Here is a 25774-nt window from a genome sequence, read left to right on the forward strand (position 1 = left end):
CACCGTTGTGAAATAGACTTAGAAACATTAAAATAAAACAAGAATATCAATAAGAAAAACATACTATTTTGGGATGCTCTGTTTTTGTGTGAAGGATGTGAACTTATATGTAAAAATGAGAAAAACAAAAAGCAAAGCTTCATCTTCATCATTAAAAGATATTGACATATTTAAAAGTCGTAAAACCGAATGAAAGGGAAGGGGCAGAAGAAAATTGTTTGTCTTTAAGGCTTTCTAACTCAATGAGTCTGTCTTTCTGTTATCAGAGATAATCCAAACGATATATATAACAACCTACTCTCTATTTGGTATAGAAATGTTATAAGCAGAAAAAAATAGTTTTAAAATATGCTGTTTCACAAGATTTGAATATTGACTAATAAGCAACAGTAAAAGGATGAGCTATTTGTTTCACTCTTCTCTTATATTTGTAATCTCTATGATATTGTCGTTTATGTTGAGAAGAAATGAACTATTTGTACGACATGTTGATTTATAATGATAAGTCATCATTTTGTATTTAGAATAAAAGACCCGAATAGCGCAGGGTTTTCTTATTTTGAATTTATTGATACTGAATCAATTAAAATTACTTGCTTATACATCATAAGAAGGCTGGTATGTGGGTACTATTTAAAAAGGAATAAAAACACTTCTTATGAATGCTTTCAAATGCTATTTGGGAAGTTAAGGCATATTATTTCCGTCGACCAGAAAGCAGGTCGGTTTTTATATCTATTTTCCCAGTGAGTCTTGCTTTGTAGACACCATAATTTTCCATGACACGCATCACGTAATTACGTGTTTCTGTATAAGGAATACGTTCAATCCAATCAATGACGTTATCGAGAGATTGTCCTCGAGGATCGCCATAACGTTTTATCCATTCATTGACTCGACGGGGACCCGCATTATAGCCAATAAGAGTTAGTATATAGGATCCATTAAAACGTTCTAATTGTTCATTGAGAAAATGGGCACCTAATGTTGCATTATAATGAGCATCACTGCTAAATTTTTTAGGAGACCATGCGATTGAGTATTTTTTTGCCAGTGCTTTTGCTGTTGTAGGAAGCAATTGGAGTATACCTTGTGCACCTGCTTTTGATATGGCTGTTGGATTAAATTCGCTTTCTTGGCGTGCAATGGCATAGATAAGCGATTTTTCTTCTACAGAAATATTAGCAGAAGCTGGTATAGCTCCCAGAGGATGAGAGAGTGCACCAACATTTTTTCCCTGAAAAGCAGCCATTTTTCCAATTTTGAGGCTGGTATAATAGTCTCCATTTTTTTCTGCCATAACAGCCAGAAGAGCTAATTCACCGGGGCTTTCTATTCTTTTTCCGAGCTCTCTATAAAAAATTTTAGCAAAATCAGCATAGCCGGCTGCTTCAAGACGTTGAATTGCTTTGATCGCTTTTCGTGCACTAAAATGTTGTCGCTCAGCGGTTGTTGGTTTGGGAAAGAAAACTTTAAGCTTTTGTTGGTTGAGTCGTGCAGCGGCTAATTGACCATAGTAAGTTGCACCAAAATGAGCTGCACGATGAAAGTATTGCTGGGCATTTTGATGTTCTTTTAGCGCTTCTGCTGTTCGTCCCATCCAGTAATATCCACGTGATGCATAAAAAGGTAAAGAAGAGAGTTGAGGAATACGTGAAAAATGCTGCATTGCTAATTTAGGGTTATGAAGAAACCGTAGTGCATACCATCCTGCATGAAACTCAGCATCGACGGCTAATGCAGATGTTATACCAGTGTGCGTTGCAACGAGTTGATAAGCAATTTTTGGTTTGTTTAAATCGAGCATTTCACGAGAAAGGGCGCGTTGTTCTTTCCACAATGAATGAGGGTTCATAAGGCGAAATGCATCGTTTGATGTTTTCATCATGAGTGTTGCGGCTGCATCATATTGCTCTGTTCGTCGAAGATGGCGTATTCGAGCAAACTGAAAAAGAGGATCTTTTTGCCATGATCTCTCTACAGCTTTTAATTTTTGTGTAGCTCTAGGATCATTTTTTTCAACGGCCACAAAAGCATTAAAAAGAGATTGAGCATGGGCTAATTTTGCAACGCGTGCTGCTGAATCAAAACGATGTGCATACAGCATAAACTGCATGCGTTTCAAATGATCAATAGGTTTTAATGCAGCGCTTGCATTTTTAAGAACAAATACTTCTTCTTTTGCACTGAGCTGTGTTTTATGCCACCATGGTGCAATAATGTGTTGAGCACGAGTGGTTTGTCTGGTTTCGATAAGTGCTTTAGCGAAGAGAGCCATCCCTTGTGCTGTTTGGGGCGGGTGATGAGAAAATTTTTGGATGATTGCGCGTGTAACGTTGGTTTCGTTAAGAAAAGCACGTTCAGCATTGCGTTGCATCGTTTCTATACCTGGCCATCCTTTTAGCATGTTGATTGCATTAAATATTTCAGAACTTGGTATATTCGCTTGGTTTGATACCCCCAGCGCCCATGTCAAAATATGACGATCAAGGCTATGTTTTTCCATTGAATTACGAAGATTTATTGTTTTTGCAATATTGTTGTTTGCTAGTGCATCTAGCCCAGCTTTCAGTTGCTGAAGTGTAGCAGTATTGTGTGATGTCGTGTGTATCTGTTGAAGAGGCTCTTGAGCTTCTTTTGTGGTAAAGGGAGTAGGGCGAACCAAAGGGATTGGCGCTTTCCCTTGCAAAAGGGGTGTTTGCGCGTATGCACTTGAAAATAAAATTCTTATTGCCAGTATAAGTGCAGTAAAGGTTGATACGAAAAGAGAGGTGGAGAATACACGCATAGAGAAAAGACCTTGAGACCTTGCTTTTTGTAAAAACTTAAGGATTTATAGAACACAAGCGTGAAAAACGCGTTAATATAGACGGCTTATTTTAAAGAACTGTTCAACATTTAAGGAGGGGCATTTTCATCTTATGAGGGCTTTTTTTGAAATTCATCTTGCTTCAATGATAGAGCAAGATTATGCTCTATTTAAAATTTATAAAAGGCGATTATAAAAAAATAAAAGCAAACATTATAGGGAGTTTATCATGCTCAAGGGAGCTATAACTGCGCTTATCACACCGTTTGATAACAAGGGCGCAATTGATGAGAAGGCGTTTTGTGATTTTGTTGAATGGCAGATCACACAAGGGATTAACGGTGTAAGCCCTGTTGGGACAACAGGTGAATCAGCAACGTTAAGTCATGAAGAACATAAGCGGATTATAGAATTGTGTGTTGAGCAGGTTGCAAAGCGTGTTCCTGTTGTTGCTGGAGCGGGATCAAATAGCACAAGCGAGGCTGTAGAGCTTGCACAATACGCGCAAAAAGCTGGTGCAGATGCAGTTTTGGTTGTCACTCCCTATTATAATAAACCAAATCAATCTGGTTTATACAAGCATTTTTCTTCCATTGCCAAAGCTGTTTCTATTCCGATTATAATTTATAATATTCCTGGTCGTTCTATTATCGATATGGCTGTAGAAACGATGAAAGACCTTTATCAAGATTTTAACAATATCATTGGTGTTAAGGATGCAACGAGCAGAATTGAGCGCGTTAGTGAACAAAGTGAAAAGTGTGGAAAAGATTTTGTGCAGCTTTCCGGTGATGATTGTACGGCGTTAGGTTTTAATGCACATGGAGGTATGGGGTGTATTTCAGTTTCCTCCAATGTTGCTCCGAAGCTTTGTGCAGAACTTCAAGCAGCTTGTTTTCGTGGTGATTATAAAACAGCACGAGAATTAAATGATCGCTTGATGCCTCTTAATCGTGCTGTGTTTATTGAACCTAGTCCAGCAGGTATTAAATATGCTGCTGCAAAATTAGGATTTTGTGGTGATACTGTGCGTTCTCCTATTGTTCCATTAACAGAAAGAACAAAGAAGATTATTGATGCAGCCCTCAGTCATGCTGGTCTTTTAAAAGCATAAAATGATATTGACAAAGCCATGAATAAAAAAAAGAACGCGCCCGTACGGAAAATAATTGCTGACAATCGTAAAGCACGTTTTAATTTTGAAATCCTTAATAATCTCGAGGCTGGTCTTGTCCTTCAGGGAGCGGAAGTGAAGTCCTTACGTTCTAACCATGCCAATATTGCTGAAAGCTATGCGAGTTTTGAGAATGGGGAATTATGGTTAGTAAACAGCTATATTCCTGAATATACGCAGGCTAATCGTTTTAATCATGAACCACGACGTTTGCGCAAATTATTACTTTCAAAACGTGAGATGGCACGTTTTTTTAATGCAACGTCTCGTGAAGGAATGACGCTTGTTCCTCTCAAACTTTATTTTAATGAACGAGGGCGCGTTAAGTTGGAGATCGCTCTAGCGCGGGGGAAAAAGCTTCATGATAAGCGCGAAACGGAAAAAAAACGTGATTGGGGACGTGAAAAAGCAAGACTTTTAAAAAGATATGGATGATGGATGCAATTTCGATATTCTTTATTTATAGCACTTTTTAAAACAGTTTTAGTATTGATCTAAGTATGTTTTTGCTGCTTGAAAGATTTGGTGAAACATGGCGTCTGTCAAGCGCCCAGTATTTGTATTATAACGAGAACAGTGATAGCTCGAAAAGATGCGTAATCTGCCGATGTTATTGATTTCACCATGTCCAAAAGGGTGAGATAAAACTTTTGCATTAAGGGCACGTATCGTTGAATGGTGCGCAATGGTGCCTAAGGTAATAACGGCTTTAAGTTTGGGAAGATTTGTTAAAAGAGGTGAGAAGAAATAGCGGCACGTGTTAATTTCTGCACCGGTGGGTTTATTTTCTGGTGGAACGCAACGAACAGAGTTAACGATTGCTGCATCAATAAGTTCAAGAGTATCGTCTGCTCTTTCTTCAAAGGTTCCTTGGGCAAAACCAAACTTTTTTAAAGTTGAATAAAGTAAGTGCCCAGCATAATCACCAGTAAATGGACGTCCAGTTCGATTTGCTCCGCGCAATCCAGGAGCAAGCCCAACAATAAGAAGGCGTGTTGTGTCTGGCCCTTTATGAGGAAAGAATGGGCGCACCGGTGCGTTATACCAACTTGGTTCTTTTACACGCCAGCCAGCGATAAATTGATGAAGCCTAGGACATAAATTGCAATTTTGGGGTGGTTCTGGGCAAAGTGATGTTAATTGGCTATTCATGGTGTTAGGCATCAATCGTTTTTCTATTTTTTTGAGTCTTTTATAGCGTATATGACGGGTTATGTTTTGATAAACAATCTATAATGAATATAAATAAACTTTTTTAGAAGAAAGTTTAATATAAACTTATTGCTAATTATTGTGTAAGAGGTCATCTTTCAGTAATTTATTCGATGAATAAGAGTGCAATACACATGATGTTCAAAGAAAAAAAGTTTTCTCTTTAGATAAAGATATTATCATAAAAAGTATGCGTAAGGCTGCCGTTATTGCAAAGGATTTTAAATAGCTGGTATTCCTTTTAAAAGGATGAATACTCCAGACAAATATTTTGTCAAGAAAGACCGTCCTTTGTTTGAAGTCAATCTATTGGAATGCTTTTACGAGAAACTTTGATAATGAGCATGAATAGGTTATACATTTTTATAAATTTTCCAAGAATTTTCTTAAATAAGTTCTTTAATCAAAAAATATAAAAGTTTGTGTTGTTTTTCTTGTGTTTTATTTTGATTATTGTATATACTCCTTTATCCGCTATTAAATTTTTTTATTTGAGAAAGAGGCATAAATGGCCCGCGTAACGGTAGAAGATTGTATTGATAAAGTTGACAACCGCTTTGAGTTGGTACTTTTAGCAGGTCATCGGGCGCGTCAGATTTCACAAGGAGCGCAGATTACGGTTGATCGCGATAATGATAAAAATCCAGTTGTTGCTTTGCGTGAAATAGCAGAAGAAACATTGTCGCCTGCTGATTTAAAGGAAGACCTTATTCATTCGCTGCAAAAGCATGTGGAAGTAGATGAGCCAGAAATGGCAAGTGAATTTATTACCCATTCAGGTGAAGCTGAAAGTGTTTTTAATACGTCATCGCAAGAAGAAGGTACCTCATTTGATCATATGTCAGAAGAAGAGCTTTTAGCGGGTATTGAAGGTTTGGTTGTTCCAGAAAAAAGTGACGATTATTAATTGCAGCAATTTATGTTACAGGAGTAAAGATACTTTGTCATGTGAGGAGCAATTATTTTTCGTGTCTTTTATTAATAGGACGTGTTCAATAAAGATTAGGGGTGTGAAAAGATAAAGGATATGCTCGTATGATGCGTCAGTGTGAGCTTGTTGGACGTGTTCAACGTTACAAGTCTGACGTAGATGAGGCTCTTTTAAACAGGGCCTATGATTATGCAATGAAAAAGCATGCGCATCAAAAGCGTGCGTCAGGTGATCTTTATTTTTCTCATCCTTTAGAAGTTGCTGCTATTTTGACAGATATGCGGTTGGACGAGGCAACGATTGCTGTTGCTCTTTTGCATGATACAATTGAAGATACAAGCGCTACACGAGCAGAAATTGATCAGCTTTTTGGTTCTGAAATTGGGAAGTTGGTTGAAGGGCTTACAAAGCTTAATAAGCTTGATCTTGTATCAAAGAAAGCCGTACAGGCAGAAAATCTTCGTAAACTTCTTATTGCTATTTCTGATGATGTTCGTGTTCTTTTAGTCAAACTTGCTGACCGTCTTCATAATATGCGTACCCTTGGTGTTATGCGTGATGATAAACGTCGGCGAATTGCTGAAGAGACGATGGATATTTATGCGCCACTTGCAGGCCGTATGGGTATGCAGGATATGCGTGAGGAATTAGAGGATCTCTCTTTCTTTTATTTAAATCCAGAAGGTTATCGTACGATTACCAATCGACTTTCTGAATTATTGAAACACAACCGTGATTTGCTTTCCACAATTGAAAATGAATTGACAAAACTTTTTTTGGAGCATGGCATTAAAGCAGATGTTAAAAGCCGTCAGAAAAAATCTTATTCAGTCTTTCGCAAAATGGAAAGTAAAGCATTATCTTTTGAACAATTATCGGATATTTTTGGATTTCGTGTGATTGTTGAGTCCGTGAATGATTGTTATCGTGCTCTTGGTGTCATTCATACGACATGGCCAATGGTTCCTGGTCGTTTCAAAGATTATATCTCTATACCAAAGCAAAATGATTATCGTTCTATTCATACAACAATTGTTGGCCCTTCAAGACAACGTGTTGAGTTGCAAATTAGAACGGCTGCTATGGATGAAGTTGCTGAATATGGGGTTGCTGCTCATTCCATATATAAAGAGCGCGGTTCCAATTATTCGACTGTGAAGTTATCAAGTGAAACGAATGCCTATGCATGGTTGCGTCAAACGATACAATCTTTGTCTGATGGAGATAATCCAGAAGAGTTTTTAGAACATACAAAACTTGAGCTTTTTCAAGACCAAGTTTTTTGTTTTACGCCGAAAGGTCGATTAATTGCTTTTCCTAAAGGAGCTACGCCTATTGATTTTGCTTATGCCGTCCATACAGACATCGGTGATTCTTGTGTGGGTGTAAAAATCAATGGTCGTATTATGCCTTTAATGACCAAATTAAAAAATGGTGATGAGGTTGATATTATTCGCTCACACGCTCAAATTCCGCCAGCAGCATGGGAATTTCTTGTTGTCACAGGTAAAGCACGTTCAGCTATTCGACGAGCAAGTCGTGCAGCGGTACGTAAACAATATTCGGGTTTAGGATATCGTATTCTCGAGCGTTCATTTGAATATATGGGAAAGCAATTTTCAAAAGACCTTTTGAAGAAAGTTTTGCCACGTTTAGCACGTAAAGATGTAGAGGATGTATTGGCTGCTGTTGGGCGTGGAGAGCTGTTTTCCGCTGATGTGATTAAAGCGGTTTATCCTGATTATCAAGATCACCGTGTGGTACAAAAGTCATCTTTTAGGCCTGGGGAAGAAGGTTGGTTTAATATTGAAAATGCTCAAGGTATGATTTTTAAAGTTCCAGAAAATGAAAAGAATGCAAAGGTCGAGAATCATCAATCTAAAGCATTGCCTATTAGAGGAACCCGTGGAGATATACCCGTACGTTTTTCACCGGAAGGAGCAGTACCTGGAGATCGGATTGTTGGTATTATGCAGCCAGGAGCTGGGATCGTTATTTATCCAATACAGTCTTCAGCTTTGATGGCGTATGATGATCAGCCAGAACGATGGATTGATGTTCGCTGGGATATTGATGCCCAAATGAATGAACGTTTTCCTGCACGGATGAATATTTTGGTTGTAAATAGTCCTGGTTCTTTGGCTGAAATTACACAAATAATTTCTGCTAACGATGCCAATATCCAAAATTTATCTTTTATCCGTACAGCACCAGATTTTACAGAAATTATGATTGATTTGGAAGTGTGGGATTTAAAACATTTGAATCGTATTTTTTCTCAATTAAAAAAGGCAGGTTCAGTAAGTACAGTACGGCGGGTTCATGGATAAAAAGAAAGATTTAGCAATGAATACACAAGATGTCATTGATATTTTTAAACAAGCAGATGCTATTCTAGAAGGGCATTTTATTTTAACATCGGGGCGCCATAGTGCGACTTATATGCAAAAAGCGAAAGTATTCATGCATGCTGACTTGACAGAAAAGTTATGTCGTGGATTGGCTGAAAAAATCAAAAAATCTATCGAGGAAAAAATTGATTATGTTGTTGGGCCCGCAATTGGCGGTCTTATTCCTTCCTATGAAACTTCACGTCACCTTGGTGTTCCTTCTCTTTGGGTAGAGCGTGTAAATGGCATCTTTGAATTGCGTCGTTTTGAAATCAAGAAGGGTGCACGGGTTGTTATTGTTGAAGATATTGTGACAACGGGTCTTTCCATTCGTGAGACTGTTGAAGCGCTTGTTGCAGCAGGAGCAGAGGTATTGGCCAGTGCATGTATTCTTGATCGTTCTGGTGGTAAGGTCAATGTTGGAGTTCCATTGATTGCGCTTGCTGAATACGAGATAACCTCTTATGCTAGTGATGCTCTTCCTGCAGAGCTTTCTGTTCTTCCAGCGATTAAACCAGGCAGTCGAAATATTTAATTGTCTTTCTATTTTGTTTTGTGCAAAAGCTTAAAAAGATTAATTTGGATGATATAGGTTATTTCATTATCAAAAGATGTATATTGAGAGTCATATGCTTTTTCGTCGTCGAGAACCAATAGATTTTGTAACGCGTATTCGACTTTGGTTATGGCCACGTCGTTCATTTTCTCGCTCATTTTGCTACATATATAAACGTATTTTGCGTATATCAGCAACACCGCATGAAGTAGCATTAGGGGTTGCTGTTGGCATTTTTTTAGCTTGTTCCCCTTTCTTTGGGCTGCATATTATTTTGGCAATATTTTTTTCTTGGCTTTTGCGTGCAAACTTTGCTGCCGCAATCATTGGGACGATTTTTTCTAATCCACTCACATTTTTATTGATTATCATGGCTGATTATAAAGTAGGGTACTTTTGTTTATCACTTTTTAGCGATGTCAAAGAGATTTCTCTTTCGCAAATTCGTGCTCTATTTAATGGTTTGACATTGTCAAATCTCTCTCTCCTCTTTAAAGGCGCATGGGACACAATTATGAGTCCTATGATTTTAGGTGGAACTCTTTTAGGTATTGTTTTTGGTGGTTTATCTTATATAGGTGTTTACAGAGCAACGGTTCGTTTTAAACAAAAGCGATATCAAAAGATTATAAAAAAAAGGCGTTTAAAGAAGCGTTCATCGCCTGTATTAAAACAGAAATAAATTTGAGAAAGATCGGGTTAATATCTTATGATTATTGGTCTTGGAAATGATCTGGTTGATATACGACGTATTGAGAAAATGTTGGTTCGTTATGGTGAGCGTTTTATCCAACGTATTTTTACGGATATTGAAAAAAATAGATCTGAAAATCTCAAAAAAAGCTCCTCTTCCTATGCAAAAAGATTTGCTGCTAAAGAAGCATGTGCTAAAGCCTTAGGAACGGGAATCGCTTGTGGTATCAATTGGAAAGACATGGGGGTAGTTAATTTGCCATCTGGTAAACCAATAATGCAATTAACAAATCGTGCGCAAATGCAACTTCAAAAGTTATTACCTCCTCATCATGATGCAGTTATTCATCTTAGCATAACAGATGATTTTCCTTGGGCACAGGCATTTATTATTATCGAAGCACTTCCACGTGGATAGATGGCGTGAGAGATTGTGCTTTTGTTATTTGAATATTATGATGAAAAAAAATTATATCTGTGATGAGAAGGCAGTTGGTGATGATCCAAAAAGATAAAGTGCATAAAAAAGAAAAAAAAGGTGGGATTCGTGAATTTATTTCTGTTTTAGTACAGGCTCTGCTTTTAGCAGCGTTTATTCGGACACTTTTTTTCCAGCCGTTTAGTATTCCTTCCGGTTCAATGCGTCCTACTTTGTTGGTGGGAGATTATCTGTTTGTTTCTAAGTATGCATATGGGTATTCTCATTTTTCCATCCCCTTTTCTCCCCCTCTTTTTTCTGGACGGATTTGGGCATCTCAACCTCAACGTGGAGATGTGGTCGTTTTTCGCTTACCAAGTAATCCGAAGATTGATTATATAAAACGCGTTGTTGGGCTACCAGGTGATCGTATACAAGTCCGTCAAAGTGTTCTTTATATTAATGATGAGGCTGTTTCACGTCACTTTATGGGGGAGATTAATAATTCTGATATAACAGAGGTTAACTATCCTGTTGAGGTTTATCGCGAGACAATGCCTAACGGTGTCAGTTATGATACACTTGATTTAGCTTTCATCCCGAAAGTTGATGATACAAAAGTTTTTGAAGTTCCTCAAGGACATTACTTTATGATGGGAGATAACCGCGACAATTCAGATGATAGTCGTTTAGATGTAGGCTATGTTCCAGAAGAAAATCTTATTGGTCGCGCGAGCGTGATTTTCTTTTCTATCAGTAACGGTTCAAGTGCTTGGCAGATTTGGCGCTGGCCATTTGATGTGCGTTGGAAACGTTTGTTTTCTTTCATAAATACGGTTCATGATTTGCCGCTTATCAAGCAAGGAAACAACGATGAAACGTCTCATGATTGATCAGCTTTTCAAGCTGACGGGGCATCGTTTTAAAGATGAAGAGAGGTTAACGAAGGCATTAACACATTCGAGTGTACAAGATTCGGAACAGGGAAATTATGAACGACTAGAGTTTTTAGGGGATCGGGTTTTAGGGCTTTTGATTGCGGAAATGCTGTATCAACTTTTTCCTCAGGCAAGTGAAGGTGAATTATCAGTCCGTTTGAATCATCTTGTCAATGCGCAGACATGTGCTGATATTGCGCGTGAAATGAGGCTTCCTGATATGATCCGTGTTGGTTTTGAGATGAAAAATTTCGAGGGGCGTCGACTTATCAATATGCATGCAGATGTCGTGGAAGCTTTGATTGCCGTGATATATCTCGATGGAGGATTGGAAAGTGTTCGCCCTTTTATTCAAAAATATTGGCAAAGTCGGGCAAAGAAAATGGATGCTGGTCGACGTGATGCCAAGACAGAATTACAAGAATGGGCGCATATCCAAGGCAATGCACAACCACATTATCAGGTTATCAAACGTTCAGGTCCCGATCACGATCCTGTTTTTATGGTAGAGGTCAGTATTTCTGGGTTTGCTTCAGAGATTGGGCAGGGAAGCTCCAAAAGATATGCCGAAAGAATGGCAGCTGAAAAAATTTTGCGACGAGAGGGTGTATGGAAAACAGTGGGAAAAAATGATCATGAGTGACGTTATGAAAACGCGTTCTGGATTTGTTGTGCTTATTGGGATGCCTAATGCCGGTAAATCGACACTGGTTAATCAATTGGTTGGAACAAAGGTTTCAATTGTAACGCATAAGGTACAAACAACACGAACTTTAATCCGCGGTATTGTTATTCATGATGATGTGCAAATTGTGTTGGTCGATACACCGGGTGTTTTTCGTCCCCATAAGCGCTTAGAACGAGCCATGGTCTCTGCTGCTTGGGGAGGGGCTAAGAGCGCTGATGTTCTACTCGTTTTAATCGACGCTCAAAATGGTCTTTCGGATGAAGTTGATATGATGTTAGATATTGTAAACAATCTGAAACAAGAAAAAGTTCTTGTTCTTAATAAGGTTGATACAGTTGTTAAATCATCTCTTCTAGCGTTAACCACTAAAATAAATGAACGTGTAAAGTTTGCGCAAACATTTATGATTTCTGCTCTAAACGGTTCTGGTTGCAAGGATTTACTGCATGCGTTGAGTAATATGATGCAGGAGGGGCCATGGTATTATCCGGAAGATCAAATTTCTGATATGCCCATGCGTCATCTTGCTGCTGAAATTACCCGTGAAAAACTTTTTCTTCGTCTTCATGATGAACTTCCTTATTCCTCAACGGTTGAAACAGAAAGCTGGGAAGAGCGTTCAGATGGTTCCGTTAAAATTAATCAAGTTATTTATGTCGAGCGTGAGAGTCAGAAAAAAATTGTCTTAGGAGCAAAAGGCGATACAATTAAAGCGATTGGACAAGCAGCACGTAAAGAACTCATGGAAATTATGGATCAAAAGGTTCATCTTTTTCTCTTTGTGAAAGTGCGCGATAATTGGGATACCGATCCAGAACGTTATCGCGAAATGGGATTGGATTTTTTAAAATAAGATTTTTAAAAAATAATTAAAGTAAAATGAAGTGGAAAGAACAAGCCGTTATTCTTGGTACACGCCAATATGGTGAAACAAGTGTTATTCTTGAGATTATGACACGTGAACATGGTCGTTATATGGGAGTGGTAAAAGGGGGGCGGTCGCGTCGTATGGCAGCTCTTCTTCAACCTGGAAATTTTGTGGAGGCTGAATGGTGGGCTCGTTTAGACGAACATTTGGGACTTTTTCGGCTTGAAGCTCTTGATTTACATGCGGCACGATTAATCTGTCTACCAGAAGCACTTTATGCTTTGCAATTGATAGCTTTTCATTTGCGGCTTCTTCCCGAACGTGATCCGCACCCCATTTTATATGATATTTTACACCTTTTTATGCAGAATTTTGATGAACCATTTGTAAATGCAGAATTGCTTGTACGTTTTGAAATGCGGCTTCTTGAAGAACTTGGTTTTGGTCTTGATTTATCTTGTTGTGCTGCAACAGGTCGTCAGGAAAGGCTTCATTACGTATCACCAAAATCTGGACGGGCTGTCTGTGAAGAAGCAGGGGAACCTTGGAAAAAAAAGCTTCTCATTCTACCACAGTTTCTTGTACAAAGAACGACTCGTCCTGCTGATTTTAGTGACATAATAAATGGTTTTATACTGACGGGTTTTTTTCTTATGCGTCATGTCTGGGAGCCACGAGATATAAAGCAGCCGTCAGTGCGCATGAATATGATACAATTGTTTGAGCGCCAATTTGGTGTGCAGGCATTAATTGGTTGATCTGATGATAATTGAATGGGAAAATGAGAATTTTAAAGACAATTGCTGAAGTCCGCCAATATACTTCAGAGGAACGACGTTTAGGTTTTTCGATTGGTTTTGTTCCAACAATGGGGGCATTGCATGATGGACATCTTGCATTAGTACAGTATGCAAGAGCAATGTGTGATCGCGTAGTGGTTTCTATTTTTGTCAATCCAAAGCAATTTGGACCTCAAGAAGATTTTTCTCAATATCCAAGAGATTTGAAGGGCGATTGTGCTTTGTTAAAAGAAGCAGGTGTTGAATGTGTTTTTGCTCCTTCTGTAGATGAAATGTGGCCACTGGGGAATGATACAATTGTACAAGTGAAAAAATTATCACGTATTTTGATGGGAAAATTACGTCCGGGGCATTTTTGTGGTGTAACAAGCGTTGTTGCTAAACTTTTTAACATTGTCCAACCAGATAAGGCTTTTTTTGGGGAAAAGGATTTTCAACAAATTTTAATTATTCGGCGTATGGTTGAAGATTTGGCTTTTCCTATTGAAATCGTTGGAGTTCCTATTCTACGGGAGTCAGATGGTGTAGCTTGTTCTTCACGCAATCAGCTTTTAACATTAGAAGATCGTAAAGCTGCCAAAATTATTCCTGAAAGTGGAAAAGCTGCTGAAAAGCTTTATCATGAAGGTGAACGGTCGGTTGATAAATTATGCAAAACTGTTCGTGATATTTTACAACAAGAAACGCGTGCAATCATTGAAGCGATAGATTTACGGGATATGGAAACTTTATGCGTGGTTAAAGGAACATTGAATAAACCGGCGGTTTTACTCCTTACTGTCCGCTTTGGTGAGGTAAGGCTGATTGATCAATATATATTGCAAGAGAAGAGTGGAAAATGAGTGTACATAAAACCGTAAAGCGTATAACATCTTCCGAAATACGTGCAAGAAAGGGACAACAGCCAATTGTTTCTTTAACAGCTTATCAAGCTTATACTGCGCGGATTGCTGATCCATATTGCGATATCCTTTTGGTTGGTGATAGCGTTGGAATGGTTGTGTATGGGTTTGAGACAACGCTTCCTGTTAATTTAGATATGATGATTTCACACGGGAAAGCCGTGGTGCGTGGATCTCAAAAAGCTCTTGTTGTTATTGATATGCCTTTTGGTTCTTATGAGGAAAGTCCAGAGCAAGCTTTTTTAAATGCATCGCGCATTCTTGCACAAACGGGGTGTGGTGCAGTTAAGCTTGAAGGGGGCGTTTATATAGCCGAAACAATAGATTTTTTGTGTAAACGTGGCATTCCAGTGATGGGGCATATCGGTCTTACACCCCAAGCAATGAATCGTTTTGGTGGTTTTAAAACACAAGGACGCAAGGAGAATGATTGGCAAAGAATTGAAGCAGATGGAGCAGCGATTGAAGAGGCAGGTGCTTTTGCTGTTGTTTTAGAAGCAATGGTCGAACCTTTAGCGGTGAAACTGACAAATAAGCTTTCTATCCCTACGATCGGTATAGGGGCGTCCAATCAATGTGATGGGCAAGTATTGGTTATGGAAGATATGTTGGGCTATGGTTCTCATGTGCCAAAATTTGTACGCCGTTATGGAGACCTTGAACAAGCCATGGAAACTGCAATAAAGAATTATGCAGAGGATGTCACATCTCGTGCTTTCCCAGCGGATAATGAAGTTTATAAACTAAAATAAACTTCAGTTTAAGATGAAAGGTTTGACAAGAGAACATTTGTTATTTTGATAATGAATGTGCATTTTTAATATATTTTGTATGCAATTTGAACTGTGATTTTTTCCATTTCTTTAATGAAGTCACGCCTCTCATGCAAAACAGAACGCCATTGGGTCGCTAATTCACGTGCTTTTTTAAAGAAAGCTTTCTTAAGGTACCCAATCCTATTTCGCGATGGCGTTCGTGGATAGTATAGTAGTAAGTCCCTTATGAAGTGTATAAAATTTATAGAGCACTCCCGTCTTTACGCTTCATAAGAGAGCAAGCCGGCATCATCACGCACTTTGCCAATTTTCAATGTTGCGACAGCGCTTAGCACTTGAGATGGTTCATAAGAAGCATTTTAATTCTTTCTTTAAAAAGTTTTATCTACACGCCAGCCCCACTTGTGGTGTGCAAGAGAATGATTTTGATTGATTCAATATAAACAGATTTGAAATGAGTGAAGCTTACGATATTAGGAGCCCTCATTCAAAATGAAAAAACAATGAATTATTATTATAAGTCAGTGTGATGATTCTGTAATGACAAGGAAACAACAATGCGAAGAGTCTATAATCTTTGGGCATCCAAGTCATTAAAGCGCGTTAAAAATGCGTTTTCAATGTGTTGTGTAGAATAGGGGGATAAATTAAGATCATCGGGTAGAATATTATTGGGAGAGCCAAAATAGCGAAGGGCTTCTTCTGTATTAAATCCAGCAAGCGTAATCGCTTCATAATAGGCAGCAATACGGTCGGCTTGTTTAATTTTTTTTAAAAGTTTTTGAGAAAGATCAACGGGAAGAGAAAAGCGCATGTGGATAGCATCTTGGATGCGTTTTTCAACGCGTTCATATTGTTTTCCTATGACAGCTTTAAAAGGGGAAATCATATCGCCGATGACATATTCTGGAGCATCATGAAGAAGGGCATAAAGACATTCGTTGCTTCCCGATTGTGGAAAAAGTTTTTGAAATATTTGTTCAACCAAAAGTGAATGTTGTGCAACAGAATAGGCATGCTCTCCTCGTGTTTGACCGTTCCAACGTGCCACGCGAGAAAGTCCATGGGCAATATCTTCAATTTCAACATCAAAAGGAGAAGGGTTGAGAAGATCAAGTCGCCTTCCAGAGAGCATTCTTTGCCAAGCGCGGGCTTCTCCATTTTTTAATAATTCAGCTTTAGCCATGAGTGTTTTCTATAGTATTTTCAGGAAAGGTAAAATTCATATTTTCAGCAATGCTTATAGTGACAGGAATGTTTTTTACAGTAAAGGGGATGTTATGATCCATAGCATCTTTGACGTGGTCAATACGCATTAAAGCAAGAGCCTCATTTTCTACACATGTTCCCAAGTAGCCAATTACTTTTGTTTCTGCTTCAATGCTAGATTGAGGGGTTAATTCACACTGGCCTTTTACAATAAAAATACGGCGACGTGCTGCACGGCGGTGGTGCATTCGTGAAACAATTTCTTGTCCAATATAACATCCTTTATTGAATGCAAGTCCATTGATTTGATCGTAATTAATATCATGAGGAAAGACTTTGCCAACTTCATAGTCTTGACCACTTTCCGCAATTGCATAACGGATACGCAATCGATTCCATGTGTCATGATATTCTGAAGTTAAAAAAGGTTTTTTGCTATAGATTCGTATTATTTTTTCTTGTTGTGGGAAGCGTTTATCAACAAAACTTGAATCAAAATTTAAAGAATCTGATTCATTATTCAAAGAAACTGTAACAAGCTCTTGGAATGGTTGTGTAATTTCTACTTTTTTGCGCAGCTTATAGAGCAACAGACGCTTATGGAGCGTATCAGCTAAAGGCATCCTGATATCAATCAGGTAACCATCTTCTTTTTTTCCGATAAGAAAATCAGCAAGAACCTTTCCTTGTGGGGATAAAAGGGCTCCAGGGAAAAGTTCCTGTGGACTGATTTTTTTTACATCTGTCGTGATCAGGGATTGTAGAAAATCTGTTGCTTCTTCGCCTGTAATTTGAATAAGCCCGCGGTTTTTTAAGCAAATGGCATTTTGTTTTTTAATCATGGTTCTTGCCTTTCTGCTCAAAGTTACATAATCGATAAGTGAGCAATATGTAAGGAGCGTGGTTATGTTTAAAACATTTGATACAATTTTTAAAGGTGCAACACTTGTGAATCATGATGGAAGAAGCAAGCGTGATATTGGTATTACAAATGGTCGTATTGCTGAAATAGGCGACCTTACATGTGCATCGGCTAGTGAGGTCATTGATTGTACGGGGCTTCATATTTTACCAGGAATTATTGATAGCCAAGTGCATTTTCGTGAACCAGGAAATGAATATAAGGAGGATTTGGAAAGTGGCTCGTATTCTGCTGTGTTAGGGGGGGTTACGGCAGTTTTTGAAATGCCTAATACCAGTCCATTAACAACATCAGAAGAAACATTAAGCGATAAGGTTAAACGCGCATTTCATCGAATGCATTGTGATTTTGCATTTTGGGTTGGAGGAACGCGTGAAAATGCTCATGAATTGTCTGAATTAGAAAGACTTCCTGGTGCGGCTGGAATTAAAGTCTTTATGGGGTCCTCTACCGGTGATCTTTTGGTTGATGATGATGAAAGTGTACGCCTTATTTTGAAGAATACACGCCGTCGTGCGGCTTTTCATTCTGAAGATGAGGCGAGGCTCAAAGAGCGTAAAATATTGCGTATTGAAGGTGATGCATCGTCACATCCGATTTGGCGTGATGAAGTTGCGGCATTAAAATGTACGCAGCGTTTGGTAAAAATTGCTCATGAGACGAAGGCTCGCATTCATGTGTTACATCTTTCGACAGAAGAAGAAATTGATTTTCTAAAAAAACATAAGGATGTTGCAACAATTGAAGTGACACAACATCATTTGACACTCACGGCTGATGATTATAAGAAGTTTGGTACATTAATTCAGATGAATCCGCCTATTCGTGAATTGCGCCACCGTGAAGCTCTTTGGTACGGTGTTCAACAAGGAATAATTGATGTCTTAGGCTCAGATCATGCGCCTCATACTCTTGAAGAAAAACTTCAACCTTATCCCTCTTCACCTTCAGGTATGACAGGCGTGCAAACAACAGCAGCAATTATGTTGACACATGTGAATGCAGGAAAAATATCTCTTGAACGTTTTGTTGATCTCACTTCACATGGCCCTAGTCGTATTTTTGGTATAAGCTGTAAAGGGCGCATTGCTGTTGGGTTTGATGCTGATTTAACCATTGTTGATCTTAAGAGAGAAGAAATTATTACGAATAGCTTAATTGGTTCTCGCGCCGGTTGGACACCTTATGATGGTCAAAAAGTTAAAGGTTGGCCTGTTGGGACTATTATCCGTGGTATGCGCGTTATGTGGGAAGGTGAAATTGTCACACCTTCACAAGGAGAGCCTGTTAAATTTATGGAAACTTTGGTGTAAACAGATTAAAATTATAAGTATGCCGTAAAATACCATCCTTTAGAGTGGTGATATAGGGTATGTCAGCCTCTTTGATACATAAGTGTTTTTTTAATGCGTGGTGAATATTCTTAGGCTTGTTTGTAGAAACTATGCAGCAAATTACATGCGTTAGAAGCCAAGAGGAACCTTGTTCAACAAGAACCTAGATTATTTACAGAGCAAATTTAGTTAAAAATCTTCGTCCTTTGAGGTGTGGGGAGGAAGCCAAAGAGCGATTTTGTATGGGGAAAAAGGCGCTCATACGAATAAAAGCGTATCGAGACATTATTCTTTAAACGTCTCTCTATTTTCAGAGCTGGTTTATTGCTCCCCGCATTTGTGAAAGGAGTATCATTGATACTGCTAAAATTGAGAGAGATACTTTTTGTATAGATTAATTATTTATAATGCATGAGGAGGTTTTCAGATAAAATTCTTCCTTCCTCAATGTATCTTTGATTGGCTTCAATGGCTTCTTGTGTACAATGATGATAATTTTCTGAGAAAGCACGATACGCTTCATTAAACGCTTCATAAAAATAAGCACGTCTTTGTGGAATGGGGTGTTCTGCTTCAATCAGTGCATTCATATAGTCATACCATTGGTTTGTTGGAGGCTCGCAAAGATTTTGGAGAGAATGCAATGATCCCAAAATTTCTGCTAGTCGGAGTAATTTTTTTTCATAAGGTGGAGATTGTTGTGCAAAGGTTGGCATTGAAATGACAAGAAATATTAAAATAATGATGTTCATCAATCTATTACGCATTATTTTTATTGCTTTCTTTGAATAAAACTCTGTAAAGATAAAATAATTTTGTCATGAGAACGGTGTAAAAAATAGAGTTAATTGCTACATTATTCTCAATTATTTATTATAAAATATAGGGCGTAAGAGGCAGTAAGGAACCCATTGTGGAATATTGAAAATACTGATGAAGCTTTATGTAGTTTAAAATTTAAGATTTTCTTTCTGCAAACTATCTATTTTTCACATAGATTTATATTGTATTACCTATAGAATTTTTTCTAAGCTCGTTTTCTTTAAGGAGGGAAAGCATTTCTAATGATAGAACGCTTTTGTCCAATCAAATAAAATAGATTATTTTTATGATAAATGATGGATACAGCCGTGAATATAATGGGAAAATGGTAAGAAGAATTTACTATAAGATAAAAGTTTTTAGCCTAAACAGCGTAATACAATAATTTGAGATAAGATACATCTAAAAGGATCGGTGCATAATATCGTCCATGGAGTCAATAAATGAAAGAGTTGCGATTTTATAATACGCTGACACGTAAAAAAGAAAATTTTACACCAATAGATGCGACAAGAGTACGTCTTTATGTTTGTGGTCCGACAGTTTATGATTATGCGCATATAGGAAATGCACGCCCTGTCATTGTTTTTGATATTTTATTTCGTTTATTGCGTCATGTTTATGGTAATGAGCATGTTCTATATGCACGTAATATTACAGATGTTGATGATAAAATTAATGCACGAGCAGCTTGCGAATATCCAAACTTGTCATTGAATGATGCTATTCGTCAATTAACAGAACGTACATATTCTCAGTTTCAGCAAGATACAATAGCACTTGGTTGTCTTTTGCCAACCAGCCAGCCGCGCGCAACCGAGCATTTAGAGGAAATGCGCTCTTTAATTGAAAGATTGCTTGAAAAGGGGCACGCTTATAAAGCGGAAAATCATATATTGTTTTCTGTAAGTAGCATAAAAAATCCTCCCCATTATGGGGCATTTGCAAATCGTTCTTTAGATGAAATGAGGGCGGGGGCGCGTATCGATGTTGCTGCTTATAAAAGGGAAGAGATGGATTTTGTTTTATGGAAGCCTTCTGTGGAAGGAGAACCAGGTTGGGAATCACCGGGCGGAATTCCTGTTTTAGGTCGTCCAGGTTGGCATATTGAATGTTCTGCAATGTCAATGGCAAAGTTATTAGCGCCCTATGGCGGTGGTTTAACCTGTGATGATCCGACCGCCAATGTTTTTGATATCCATGGTGGTGGAATTGATTTAATTTTTCCTCATCATGAAAATGAGATTGCACAAAGTTGTTCAGCTTTTGGGACGGAGCGAATGGCTAATTTTTGGATGCATAATGGTTTTTTACAAGTTGAAGGCAAAAAGATGTCGAAAAGCTTTGGCAATTTCATAACTATTCGTTCTGTTTTAGAGAATAATTTTTTGGAGCTTAATGGTATTTTAACCGATGAAATGAAGCAAAATTGGGCTGGTTTGTCTGCGCGTTTTTCGATGTTGCAAACGCATTATCGTGAACCACTAAATTGGACAGCGCAGCGTTTAATACAATCGAGCAGCGAACTGTATCGTTGGTATGAATGGCTTCGCAGCAAAAAGAGTGAGATGAAAAACAATGAAGCAATTGATGATACTTTGATAGATGCACTTAGTGATGATCTTAATACTCCAAAAGCACTGACTCTTTTGCGAAAATTTTATAAGGAAGGAAATGCTTTGGCTCTTGTAAATGGAATGAATTTATTAGGACTGTTAAGACAAGAATGGATTAAAGAAATAGACTGCCCATTATTTATAAGAAAAACTTTCCTTGATACAAAATTTATTGATCAGCGCATTGCCGAAAGACTAAGACTTATCCATAATAAAGAGTGGGAAGCTGCGGATACAATTCGTGATGAGCTTGCAGCCGAGGGGGTTCTTTTAAAAGACAGTAAGGATCCGCAGAGTGGTGAGCGCATAACTGTGTGGGAAATAAAGCGACACTAATGTCTCTATTCCAGCAGCTCCATAAAAAAGGAGAATATGATGGAATTTTTATATCATTATGGATATATCGCGCTTAAGCTGGCTGTAGGTCTTGTTGCCTTCTTATTTATTTTAAGAACGACGGGGCGGGGGAGTCTTAGTCAAATGACACCAGTTGATTTGGTCAGTAATTTTGTCATGGGAGGTATTATTGGAGGCGTTATTTATAATCAGAGTATTAGTAGCATTCAATTATTGCTTGTTTTACTCATCTGGCAAACCCTGATTACATCTTTTAATTTTATTGCACGTTATTCAGTTTTTTTTCGTCGTCTTATTGCAGGGCGGAATGTCACATTAGTTTTAGATGGAGTTTTCCAAATGGATAAGATTAAGAACTTAGGGATCAATATTAATGATCTCATTACGATGTTACGTCTTAAAGGGTGTCACTTACATGAAGCTGCTTTTGTTCGTTTGGAAACCAATGGTGATTGCACTGTCATTAAAAAGGAAGAGGGAAAGAAATCGACGATTTTAATAGAAAATGGTGAAGTTATTGATGATGGACTTAAAGAGATTGGTAAAACAAAAAAGTGGCTTCAGGCAGAATTGAAAAAAAAACATGTAAAAGTTGAAAGTTTATTCGCAGCAGAGTGGTATGAAAATACAGATCAAAATAATAAATTGTATAGTGGATTATTTCTTGTTCCTTTTTCAAAAACAGTCTAACTTCAAAAAACGGGTAGGTATAGCTTATTGGAAGTATAATAAAGAGATAAATCTATAAATAACCACAGAGGGTATTTTGCCTGTTTGTGCGGATGATAGAGAAGTAAGGACTTTATGAAACGCAATGAAATGACAAAAACTGTATCATCAGATACAGGGAAGACTCTGCACACACTTTACAATTTATGGCCCTATATGTGGCCGGTAGGTCGGCGTGATCTAAAAATGCGTGTGCTATGGGCAATATTTTATCTTGTTTTGGCTAAGCTCGTTCTCATATCTGTACCGTATTTATTTAAATATTCTACGAATGTGCTTGATTCAAGCTTTCAGCTACCTGAATGGTTCCCATCCAGTTGGATTATTCCCATCATGCTCGTTTTGGCATACAATGTCGCGCGTATTATGCAGGCTGGATTAAATCAATTACGCGACTCCCTGTTTGCCACTGTTGGTCAATACGCTGTTCGTCAATTAGCTTATAAAACCTTTGTACATATGCATGAGTTATCCTTGCGATTTCATTTGGAACGCCGAACAGGTGGGCTTTCTCGTGTGATTGAGCGTGGAACAAAAGGAATTGAAGCGATTGTAAGATTTTCAATTCTTAGTACAGTACCGACAGTTTTAGAATTTATATTAACGGCACTGGTATTTTACATAAGTTATGGGTGGCATTATCTTCTCATCGTTGTTGCAACGGTTGGATTATATATCTTATTTACCATTAAGGCGAGTGATTGGCGTATTCGCATTCGACAAAAAATGAATACAGCGGATACTGAGGCGAATACTCGCGCTGTTGATTCTCTTTTGAATTTTGAAACGGTCAAATATTTTGGTAATGAAACTCTAGAAGCCGATCGATTTGATGCTTCTATGGTAGGTTATGAAAAAGCCGCAACGAAGATTTGGACATCGTTAAGCTGGCTTAATTTTGGTCAGACTCTTATCTTTGGTATTGGAATGACGATCATGATGCTGATGTCAGCTTATGAAGTTTTTTATAAGACACAAACTTTAGGAGATTTTGTTTTTATTAATGCGCTTTTAATGCAACTTTCTATTCCACTAAATTTTATTGGGTCAATGTATCGTGATATTCGACAAGGTTTAACGGATATTGAAGCAATGTTTGATCTTTTAGATGTTCAGAAGGAGATCGTTGATAAATCGGATGCTAAACCGTTAGAGATAAGCGATGGGACCATTTGTTTTCATCAGGTAAAGTTTTCCTACGATTCGAGACGTCAGATTCTCAGAGATATTGATTTTAAAGTTCCGGGAGGAAAAACAGTCGCCATTGTTGGTCCATCGGGTGCCGGTAAATCCACTATTTCTCGGTTGCTTTTTCGGTTTTATGATGTTGATGCGGGCTCTATCACAATTGACGGGCAGGATATTCGTGACGTAACACAAAAGAGTTTGCGTGAAGCGATTGGCATGGTCCCACAAGATACGGTGTTATTTAATGATACAATTGCCTATAATATTTGCTATGGGCGTCCAAGTGCTACAGATGAAGAGATGCGCAAAGCTGCTGAAATGGCACAAATATCAAAATTTATTGAAATTTTACCGGAAGGTTTTCAGTCTATGGTAGGAGAGCGAGGTCTCAAATTATCAGGTGGTGAAAAACAACGCGTGGCTATTGCCCGGACACTTTTAAAAGCTCCCCCACTTCTTATTCTAGATGAAGCAACGGCGGCTCTTGATACGGCGACGGAACAGGAAATTCAACAAGCATTAGATATTGTAAGCCGTGGACGTACAACATTGATTATTGCTCACCGTCTTTCTACTGTTATTAATGCTGATGAAATTTTAGTTCTTAAAAGTGGTCGTATTATTGAAAATGGGACGCATACAGAGCTTTTACGCAAGAAAGGTCTCTATGCTTCAATGTGGAATAAGCAGCTTGAAGCAACGAAAGCTGAAGAAAAGTTACGTAAAATGCGTGAAGAAGATGAGATGAGTGTTGTTAATCGTAAAAAATAAATAGAGCAAAATGTAATCTATATCTTTATATGGAGTGATTGATTAAATACATAAAAAGACACAAGAGGAACAAAAAGATTTGTTGCTTGTTTAAGTTTACGATGAATAGGAAATTATATGAGTATTCTGCAATCTTTCCATAATAGCTTTGTATCGGTTCATAAAGAAGGCTATCCTTTTATTGTAGCGTTTTTTGTTATTTCGCTCATTCTTGGTTGGATATGGAGTCCGTTGTTTTGGTTTGGTCTCATTCTCACGGTGTGGTGTGTATACTTTTTCCGTGATCCAGATCGTGTGATCCCTTTGAATTCAAATTGGGTTATGTCGCCTGCAGATGGGCGTATTTCATTTGTGGAATCATGTGTTCCACCTGAAGAATTAGGATTAGGGAAAGATGAAATGATCCGTATTTCCATTTTTATGGATGTTTTTTCATGCCATATTAATCGTATTCCTATCAGTGGTACAGTAGAGTCTATCGTTTATCAGCCAGGTCGATTTACTAATGCTGACTTTGATAAAGCTAGTCAGTTTAATGAGCGTAATGGGATGGTAATTGATAGCAAACATGGTAAAATCGGTATCGTACAAATAGCGGGAATGGTTGCACGCCGGATTGTTTGCTGGTCAAAAGAAAATGATGCCGTTATGACTGGTGAGCGATTTGGATTGATTCGTTTTGGTTCTCGCCTTGATATTTATATACCAACTGAAATGAAAGTGCGTGTTGCAGTTGGACAGACAGCAATTGCTGGAGAAACAGTTTTGGGTTCTTTTGATGATAAGAGTGCCACAACGGATTTCAGATACGATTAGGACTCACAATGAAAAATTTTTCGCCATTTTCTTCATTCAATCCTGAGGGGCAGCATGATGAAGGTGCAAATCGGCGGCGTTCACCTACATCGATGCGGTATGTCATTCCCAATATCATTACTATTTTAGCAATTTGTGCAGGGATGAGCAGTATTCGTTTGGCTTTTGAACATCGCTATGAAGCTGCTATTTTAATGGTGCTTTTGGCCGCAGTTTTAGATGGTGCTGATGGTCGCATTGCCCGTTTAATAGATGGTAGTTCATCTTTTGGGGCACAGATGGATTCTCTTGCTGATGTTATAAATTTTGGTGTTACCCCTGCACTCATTGTTTATTCTTTTATCTTGAATCAAGCAAATCACATTGGTTGGGTTGCTGCTCTTGTTTATTGTGTTGCTTGTTGTTTGCGATTAGCACGTTTTAATGTGATGTTAGATAACCCCAATATACCTAAGTGGCAGAAAAGTTATTTTGTTGGTGTTCCAGCACCAGCAGGAGCATTATTACTTTTATTGCCTACCTATTTAGGCACTCTTGGTTTGGTTCCCAATTGGGGGTGGGCATTATTTTTTAGTCTTTATACTGTAATTATTGCTTTTCTTTTGATTAGTCGTTTACCGGTATGGAATGCAAAAACAATTGATCAAAATTTAAGGCGCGATATCGTTATACCGTGCATGTTGGTCATTGTTATTTATGTCGGTTTTCTTGCGACTTACACATGGGAAACTTTATTGATTACAGCTGTTAGCTATATTATTTTTCTCCCCTGTAGTTTTATCGCTTATAATAAACGTGCTACTTTAGAAGAGAAAAAGGCTGATGCTAAAGCTATCCAAGAATCATAAAGTGCTT

Annotated in this window: 24 protein-coding genes and 1 pseudogene; 19 read left to right on the forward strand and 6 right to left on the reverse strand. The window is 38.1% G+C overall.

Annotated features, from left to right (window positions below; translation table 11 throughout):
• Positions 1–697: 697 nt before the first annotated feature.
• Positions 698–2788 (reverse strand): lytic transglycosylase domain-containing protein, encoded by a 2091-nt coding sequence (locus tag ACFIK3_RS01870; protein WP_375676179.1) that lies wholly within the window; start codon positions 2786–2788, stop codon positions 698–700.
• A 250-nt stretch (positions 2789–3038) separates the two neighbouring features.
• Between ACFIK3_RS01870 and dapA the strand changes: the two genes are divergently transcribed.
• Both dapA and smpB read left to right on the forward strand, forming a co-directional pair.
• Positions 3039–3923 (forward strand): 4-hydroxy-tetrahydrodipicolinate synthase, encoded by an 885-nt coding sequence (gene dapA, locus ACFIK3_RS01875; RefSeq protein ID WP_273791105.1) that lies wholly within the window; start codon positions 3039–3041, stop codon positions 3921–3923.
• An 18-nt stretch (positions 3924–3941) separates the two neighbouring features.
• A complete protein-coding gene (gene smpB / locus ACFIK3_RS01880) occupies positions 3942–4418 on the forward strand; it encodes an SsrA-binding protein SmpB (protein ID WP_012231306.1) in 477 nt (158 codons plus the stop codon).
• Between the two features lie 48 nt (positions 4419–4466).
• On the opposite strand, the gene ACFIK3_RS01885 is transcribed toward smpB, so the two are convergent.
• A complete protein-coding gene (locus ACFIK3_RS01885) occupies positions 4467–5135 on the reverse strand; it encodes a uracil-DNA glycosylase (protein ID WP_375657760.1) in 669 nt (222 codons plus the stop codon).
• Positions 5136–5703: 568 nt separating this feature from the next.
• Between ACFIK3_RS01885 and rpoZ the strand changes: the two genes are divergently transcribed.
• The 11 genes from rpoZ to panB all read left to right on the forward strand — a co-directional run bounded on the left by rpoZ (position 5704) and on the right by panB (position 15131).
• A complete protein-coding gene (rpoZ, locus tag ACFIK3_RS01890; protein WP_273791104.1) occupies positions 5704–6102 on the forward strand; it encodes a DNA-directed RNA polymerase subunit omega in 399 nt (132 codons plus the stop codon).
• Positions 6103–6230: 128 nt separating this feature from the next.
• Entirely contained in the window at positions 6231–8456 is a 2226-nt protein-coding gene (locus ACFIK3_RS01895; protein WP_375637391.1) for a RelA/SpoT family protein, read from the forward strand.
• A gap of 16 nt (positions 8457–8472) precedes the next feature.
• Complete coding sequence (gene pyrE / locus ACFIK3_RS01900) at positions 8473–9051, forward strand: orotate phosphoribosyltransferase (RefSeq protein WP_273791120.1); 579 nt, start codon at positions 8473–8475, stop codon at positions 9049–9051.
• 94 nt (positions 9052–9145) lie between these two features.
• The gene (locus tag ACFIK3_RS01905) at positions 9146–9754 is read left to right on the forward strand and encodes a DUF2062 domain-containing protein (RefSeq protein ID WP_375630786.1); all 609 of its coding nucleotides are present in this window, start codon (positions 9146–9148) and stop codon (positions 9752–9754) included.
• Positions 9755–9781: 27 nt separating this feature from the next.
• On the forward strand, positions 9782–10183 hold the full coding sequence (acpS, locus tag ACFIK3_RS01910; RefSeq protein WP_273791101.1) for a holo-ACP synthase: 402 nt from the start codon (positions 9782–9784) through the stop codon (positions 10181–10183).
• An 80-nt stretch (positions 10184–10263) separates the two neighbouring features.
• On the forward strand, positions 10264–11076 hold the full coding sequence (gene lepB, locus ACFIK3_RS01915; RefSeq protein WP_273791100.1) for a signal peptidase I: 813 nt from the start codon (positions 10264–10266) through the stop codon (positions 11074–11076).
• A complete protein-coding gene (gene rnc / locus ACFIK3_RS01920; protein WP_273791099.1) occupies positions 11057–11764 on the forward strand; it encodes a ribonuclease III in 708 nt (235 codons plus the stop codon). Before lepB ends, rnc begins: the two co-directional genes overlap by 20 nt.
• A complete protein-coding gene (gene era / locus ACFIK3_RS01925; protein ID WP_273791098.1) occupies positions 11757–12662 on the forward strand; it encodes a GTPase Era in 906 nt (301 codons plus the stop codon). The genes rnc and era overlap by 8 nt, the downstream gene beginning before the upstream one ends.
• Before the next feature lie 26 nt (positions 12663–12688).
• Complete coding sequence (gene recO, locus ACFIK3_RS01930; RefSeq protein ID WP_273791097.1) at positions 12689–13435, forward strand: DNA repair protein RecO; 747 nt, start codon at positions 12689–12691, stop codon at positions 13433–13435.
• A gap of 23 nt (positions 13436–13458) precedes the next feature.
• A complete protein-coding gene (gene panC / locus ACFIK3_RS01935; protein ID WP_273791096.1) occupies positions 13459–14319 on the forward strand; it encodes a pantoate--beta-alanine ligase in 861 nt (286 codons plus the stop codon).
• The gene (panB, locus tag ACFIK3_RS01940; RefSeq protein ID WP_375630782.1) at positions 14316–15131 is read left to right on the forward strand and encodes a 3-methyl-2-oxobutanoate hydroxymethyltransferase; all 816 of its coding nucleotides are present in this window, start codon (positions 14316–14318) and stop codon (positions 15129–15131) included. Before panC ends, panB begins: the two co-directional genes overlap by 4 nt.
• Positions 15132–15229: 98 nt before the next feature.
• Here the strand turns inward: panB and ACFIK3_RS01945 are convergent.
• The 3 genes and pseudogenes from ACFIK3_RS01945 to ACFIK3_RS01955 form a co-directional block, all read right to left on the reverse strand.
• Positions 15230–15513 (reverse strand): annotated as a pseudogene (locus ACFIK3_RS01945) (integrase); the annotation flags it as partial.
• A gap of 210 nt (positions 15514–15723) precedes the next feature.
• A complete protein-coding gene (locus ACFIK3_RS01950; protein WP_375630780.1) occupies positions 15724–16341 on the reverse strand; it encodes a YfbR-like 5'-deoxynucleotidase in 618 nt (205 codons plus the stop codon).
• On the reverse strand, positions 16334–17206 hold the full coding sequence (locus ACFIK3_RS01955; protein WP_375659939.1) for a YgfZ/GcvT domain-containing protein: 873 nt from the start codon (positions 17204–17206) through the stop codon (positions 16334–16336). The genes ACFIK3_RS01950 and ACFIK3_RS01955 overlap by 8 nt, the downstream gene beginning before the upstream one ends.
• A 64-nt stretch (positions 17207–17270) precedes the next feature.
• Between ACFIK3_RS01955 and ACFIK3_RS01960 the strand changes: the two genes are divergently transcribed.
• A complete protein-coding gene (locus tag ACFIK3_RS01960) occupies positions 17271–18599 on the forward strand; it encodes a dihydroorotase (protein WP_375630776.1) in 1329 nt (442 codons plus the stop codon).
• Between the two features lie 419 nt (positions 18600–19018).
• On the opposite strand, the gene ACFIK3_RS01965 is transcribed toward ACFIK3_RS01960, so the two are convergent.
• Positions 19019–19387 carry a TIGR02301 family protein gene (locus ACFIK3_RS01965; RefSeq protein WP_375630774.1) on the reverse strand — a complete coding sequence of 123 codons (369 nt, stop codon included), beginning with the start codon at positions 19385–19387 and terminating at the stop codon, positions 19019–19021.
• A gap of 498 nt (positions 19388–19885) precedes the next feature.
• Here ACFIK3_RS01965 and cysS point away from each other — a divergent pair, with 498 nt between their 5' ends.
• The 5 genes from cysS to pssA all read left to right on the forward strand — a co-directional run bounded on the left by cysS (position 19886) and on the right by pssA (position 25767).
• On the forward strand, positions 19886–21394 hold the full coding sequence (gene cysS / locus ACFIK3_RS01970; protein WP_375676180.1) for a cysteine--tRNA ligase: 1509 nt from the start codon (positions 19886–19888) through the stop codon (positions 21392–21394).
• A gap of 39 nt (positions 21395–21433) precedes the next feature.
• Positions 21434–22105: a DUF421 domain-containing protein gene (locus tag ACFIK3_RS01975; RefSeq protein ID WP_273791089.1), complete on the forward strand. Its 672-nt coding sequence runs from the start codon at positions 21434–21436 to the stop codon at positions 22103–22105.
• A gap of 114 nt (positions 22106–22219) precedes the next feature.
• Positions 22220–24103: an ABC transporter ATP-binding protein/permease gene (locus ACFIK3_RS01980; protein WP_273791088.1), complete on the forward strand. Its 1884-nt coding sequence runs from the start codon at positions 22220–22222 to the stop codon at positions 24101–24103.
• Between the two features lie 117 nt (positions 24104–24220).
• Positions 24221–24919, forward strand: coding sequence for a phosphatidylserine decarboxylase (locus ACFIK3_RS01985; protein ID WP_273791087.1), 699 nt, complete (start codon positions 24221–24223; stop codon positions 24917–24919).
• A gap of 8 nt (positions 24920–24927) precedes the next feature.
• On the forward strand, positions 24928–25767 hold the full coding sequence (gene pssA / locus ACFIK3_RS01990) for a CDP-diacylglycerol--serine O-phosphatidyltransferase (protein ID WP_375657719.1): 840 nt from the start codon (positions 24928–24930) through the stop codon (positions 25765–25767).
• Positions 25768–25774 lie beyond the last annotated feature (7 nt).

It is taken from the genome of Bartonella sp. CB10SXKL (genome assembly GCF_042195515.1).
In the GTDB taxonomy this organism is placed as follows: Bacteria; Pseudomonadota; Alphaproteobacteria; order Rhizobiales; family Rhizobiaceae; genus Bartonella.

Excerpts from the sequence above, each read along its gene's own strand:
- ACFIK3_RS01870 (WP_375676179.1), bottom strand. The coding sequence starts at position 2,788 with ATGCGTGTATTCTCCACCTCTCTTTTCGTATCAACCTTTACTGCACTT.
- dapA (WP_273791105.1), top strand. The coding sequence starts at position 3,039 with ATGCTCAAGGGAGCTATAACTGCGCTTATCACACCGTTTGATAACAAG.
- smpB (WP_012231306.1), top strand. The coding sequence starts at position 3,942 with ATGAATAAAAAAAAGAACGCGCCCGTACGGAAAATAATTGCTGACAAT.
- ACFIK3_RS01885 (WP_375657760.1), bottom strand. The coding sequence starts at position 5,135 with ATGAATAGCCAATTAACATCACTTTGCCCAGAACCACCCCAAAATTGC.
- rpoZ (WP_273791104.1), top strand. The coding sequence starts at position 5,704 with ATGGCCCGCGTAACGGTAGAAGATTGTATTGATAAAGTTGACAACCGC.
- ACFIK3_RS01895 (WP_375637391.1), top strand. The coding sequence starts at position 6,231 with ATGATGCGTCAGTGTGAGCTTGTTGGACGTGTTCAACGTTACAAGTCT.
- pyrE (WP_273791120.1), top strand. The coding sequence starts at position 8,473 with ATGAATACACAAGATGTCATTGATATTTTTAAACAAGCAGATGCTATT.
- ACFIK3_RS01905 (WP_375630786.1), top strand. The coding sequence starts at position 9,146 with ATGCTTTTTCGTCGTCGAGAACCAATAGATTTTGTAACGCGTATTCGA.
- acpS (WP_273791101.1), top strand. The coding sequence starts at position 9,782 with ATGATTATTGGTCTTGGAAATGATCTGGTTGATATACGACGTATTGAG.
- lepB (WP_273791100.1), top strand. The coding sequence starts at position 10,264 with ATGATCCAAAAAGATAAAGTGCATAAAAAAGAAAAAAAAGGTGGGATT.
- rnc (WP_273791099.1), top strand. The coding sequence starts at position 11,057 with ATGAAACGTCTCATGATTGATCAGCTTTTCAAGCTGACGGGGCATCGT.
- era (WP_273791098.1), top strand. The coding sequence starts at position 11,757 with ATGAGTGACGTTATGAAAACGCGTTCTGGATTTGTTGTGCTTATTGGG.
- recO (WP_273791097.1), top strand. The coding sequence starts at position 12,689 with ATGAAGTGGAAAGAACAAGCCGTTATTCTTGGTACACGCCAATATGGT.
- panC (WP_273791096.1), top strand. The coding sequence starts at position 13,459 with ATGAGAATTTTAAAGACAATTGCTGAAGTCCGCCAATATACTTCAGAG.
- panB (WP_375630782.1), top strand. The coding sequence starts at position 14,316 with ATGAGTGTACATAAAACCGTAAAGCGTATAACATCTTCCGAAATACGT.
- ACFIK3_RS01950 (WP_375630780.1), bottom strand. The coding sequence starts at position 16,341 with ATGGCTAAAGCTGAATTATTAAAAAATGGAGAAGCCCGCGCTTGGCAA.
- ACFIK3_RS01955 (WP_375659939.1), bottom strand. The coding sequence starts at position 17,206 with ATGATTAAAAAACAAAATGCCATTTGCTTAAAAAACCGCGGGCTTATT.
- ACFIK3_RS01960 (WP_375630776.1), top strand. The coding sequence starts at position 17,271 with ATGTTTAAAACATTTGATACAATTTTTAAAGGTGCAACACTTGTGAAT.
- ACFIK3_RS01965 (WP_375630774.1), bottom strand. The coding sequence starts at position 19,387 with ATGCGTAATAGATTGATGAACATCATTATTTTAATATTTCTTGTCATT.
- cysS (WP_375676180.1), top strand. The coding sequence starts at position 19,886 with ATGAAAGAGTTGCGATTTTATAATACGCTGACACGTAAAAAAGAAAAT.
- ACFIK3_RS01975 (WP_273791089.1), top strand. The coding sequence starts at position 21,434 with ATGGAATTTTTATATCATTATGGATATATCGCGCTTAAGCTGGCTGTA.
- ACFIK3_RS01980 (WP_273791088.1), top strand. The coding sequence starts at position 22,220 with ATGAAACGCAATGAAATGACAAAAACTGTATCATCAGATACAGGGAAG.
- ACFIK3_RS01985 (WP_273791087.1), top strand. The coding sequence starts at position 24,221 with ATGAGTATTCTGCAATCTTTCCATAATAGCTTTGTATCGGTTCATAAA.
- pssA (WP_375657719.1), top strand. The coding sequence starts at position 24,928 with ATGAAAAATTTTTCGCCATTTTCTTCATTCAATCCTGAGGGGCAGCAT.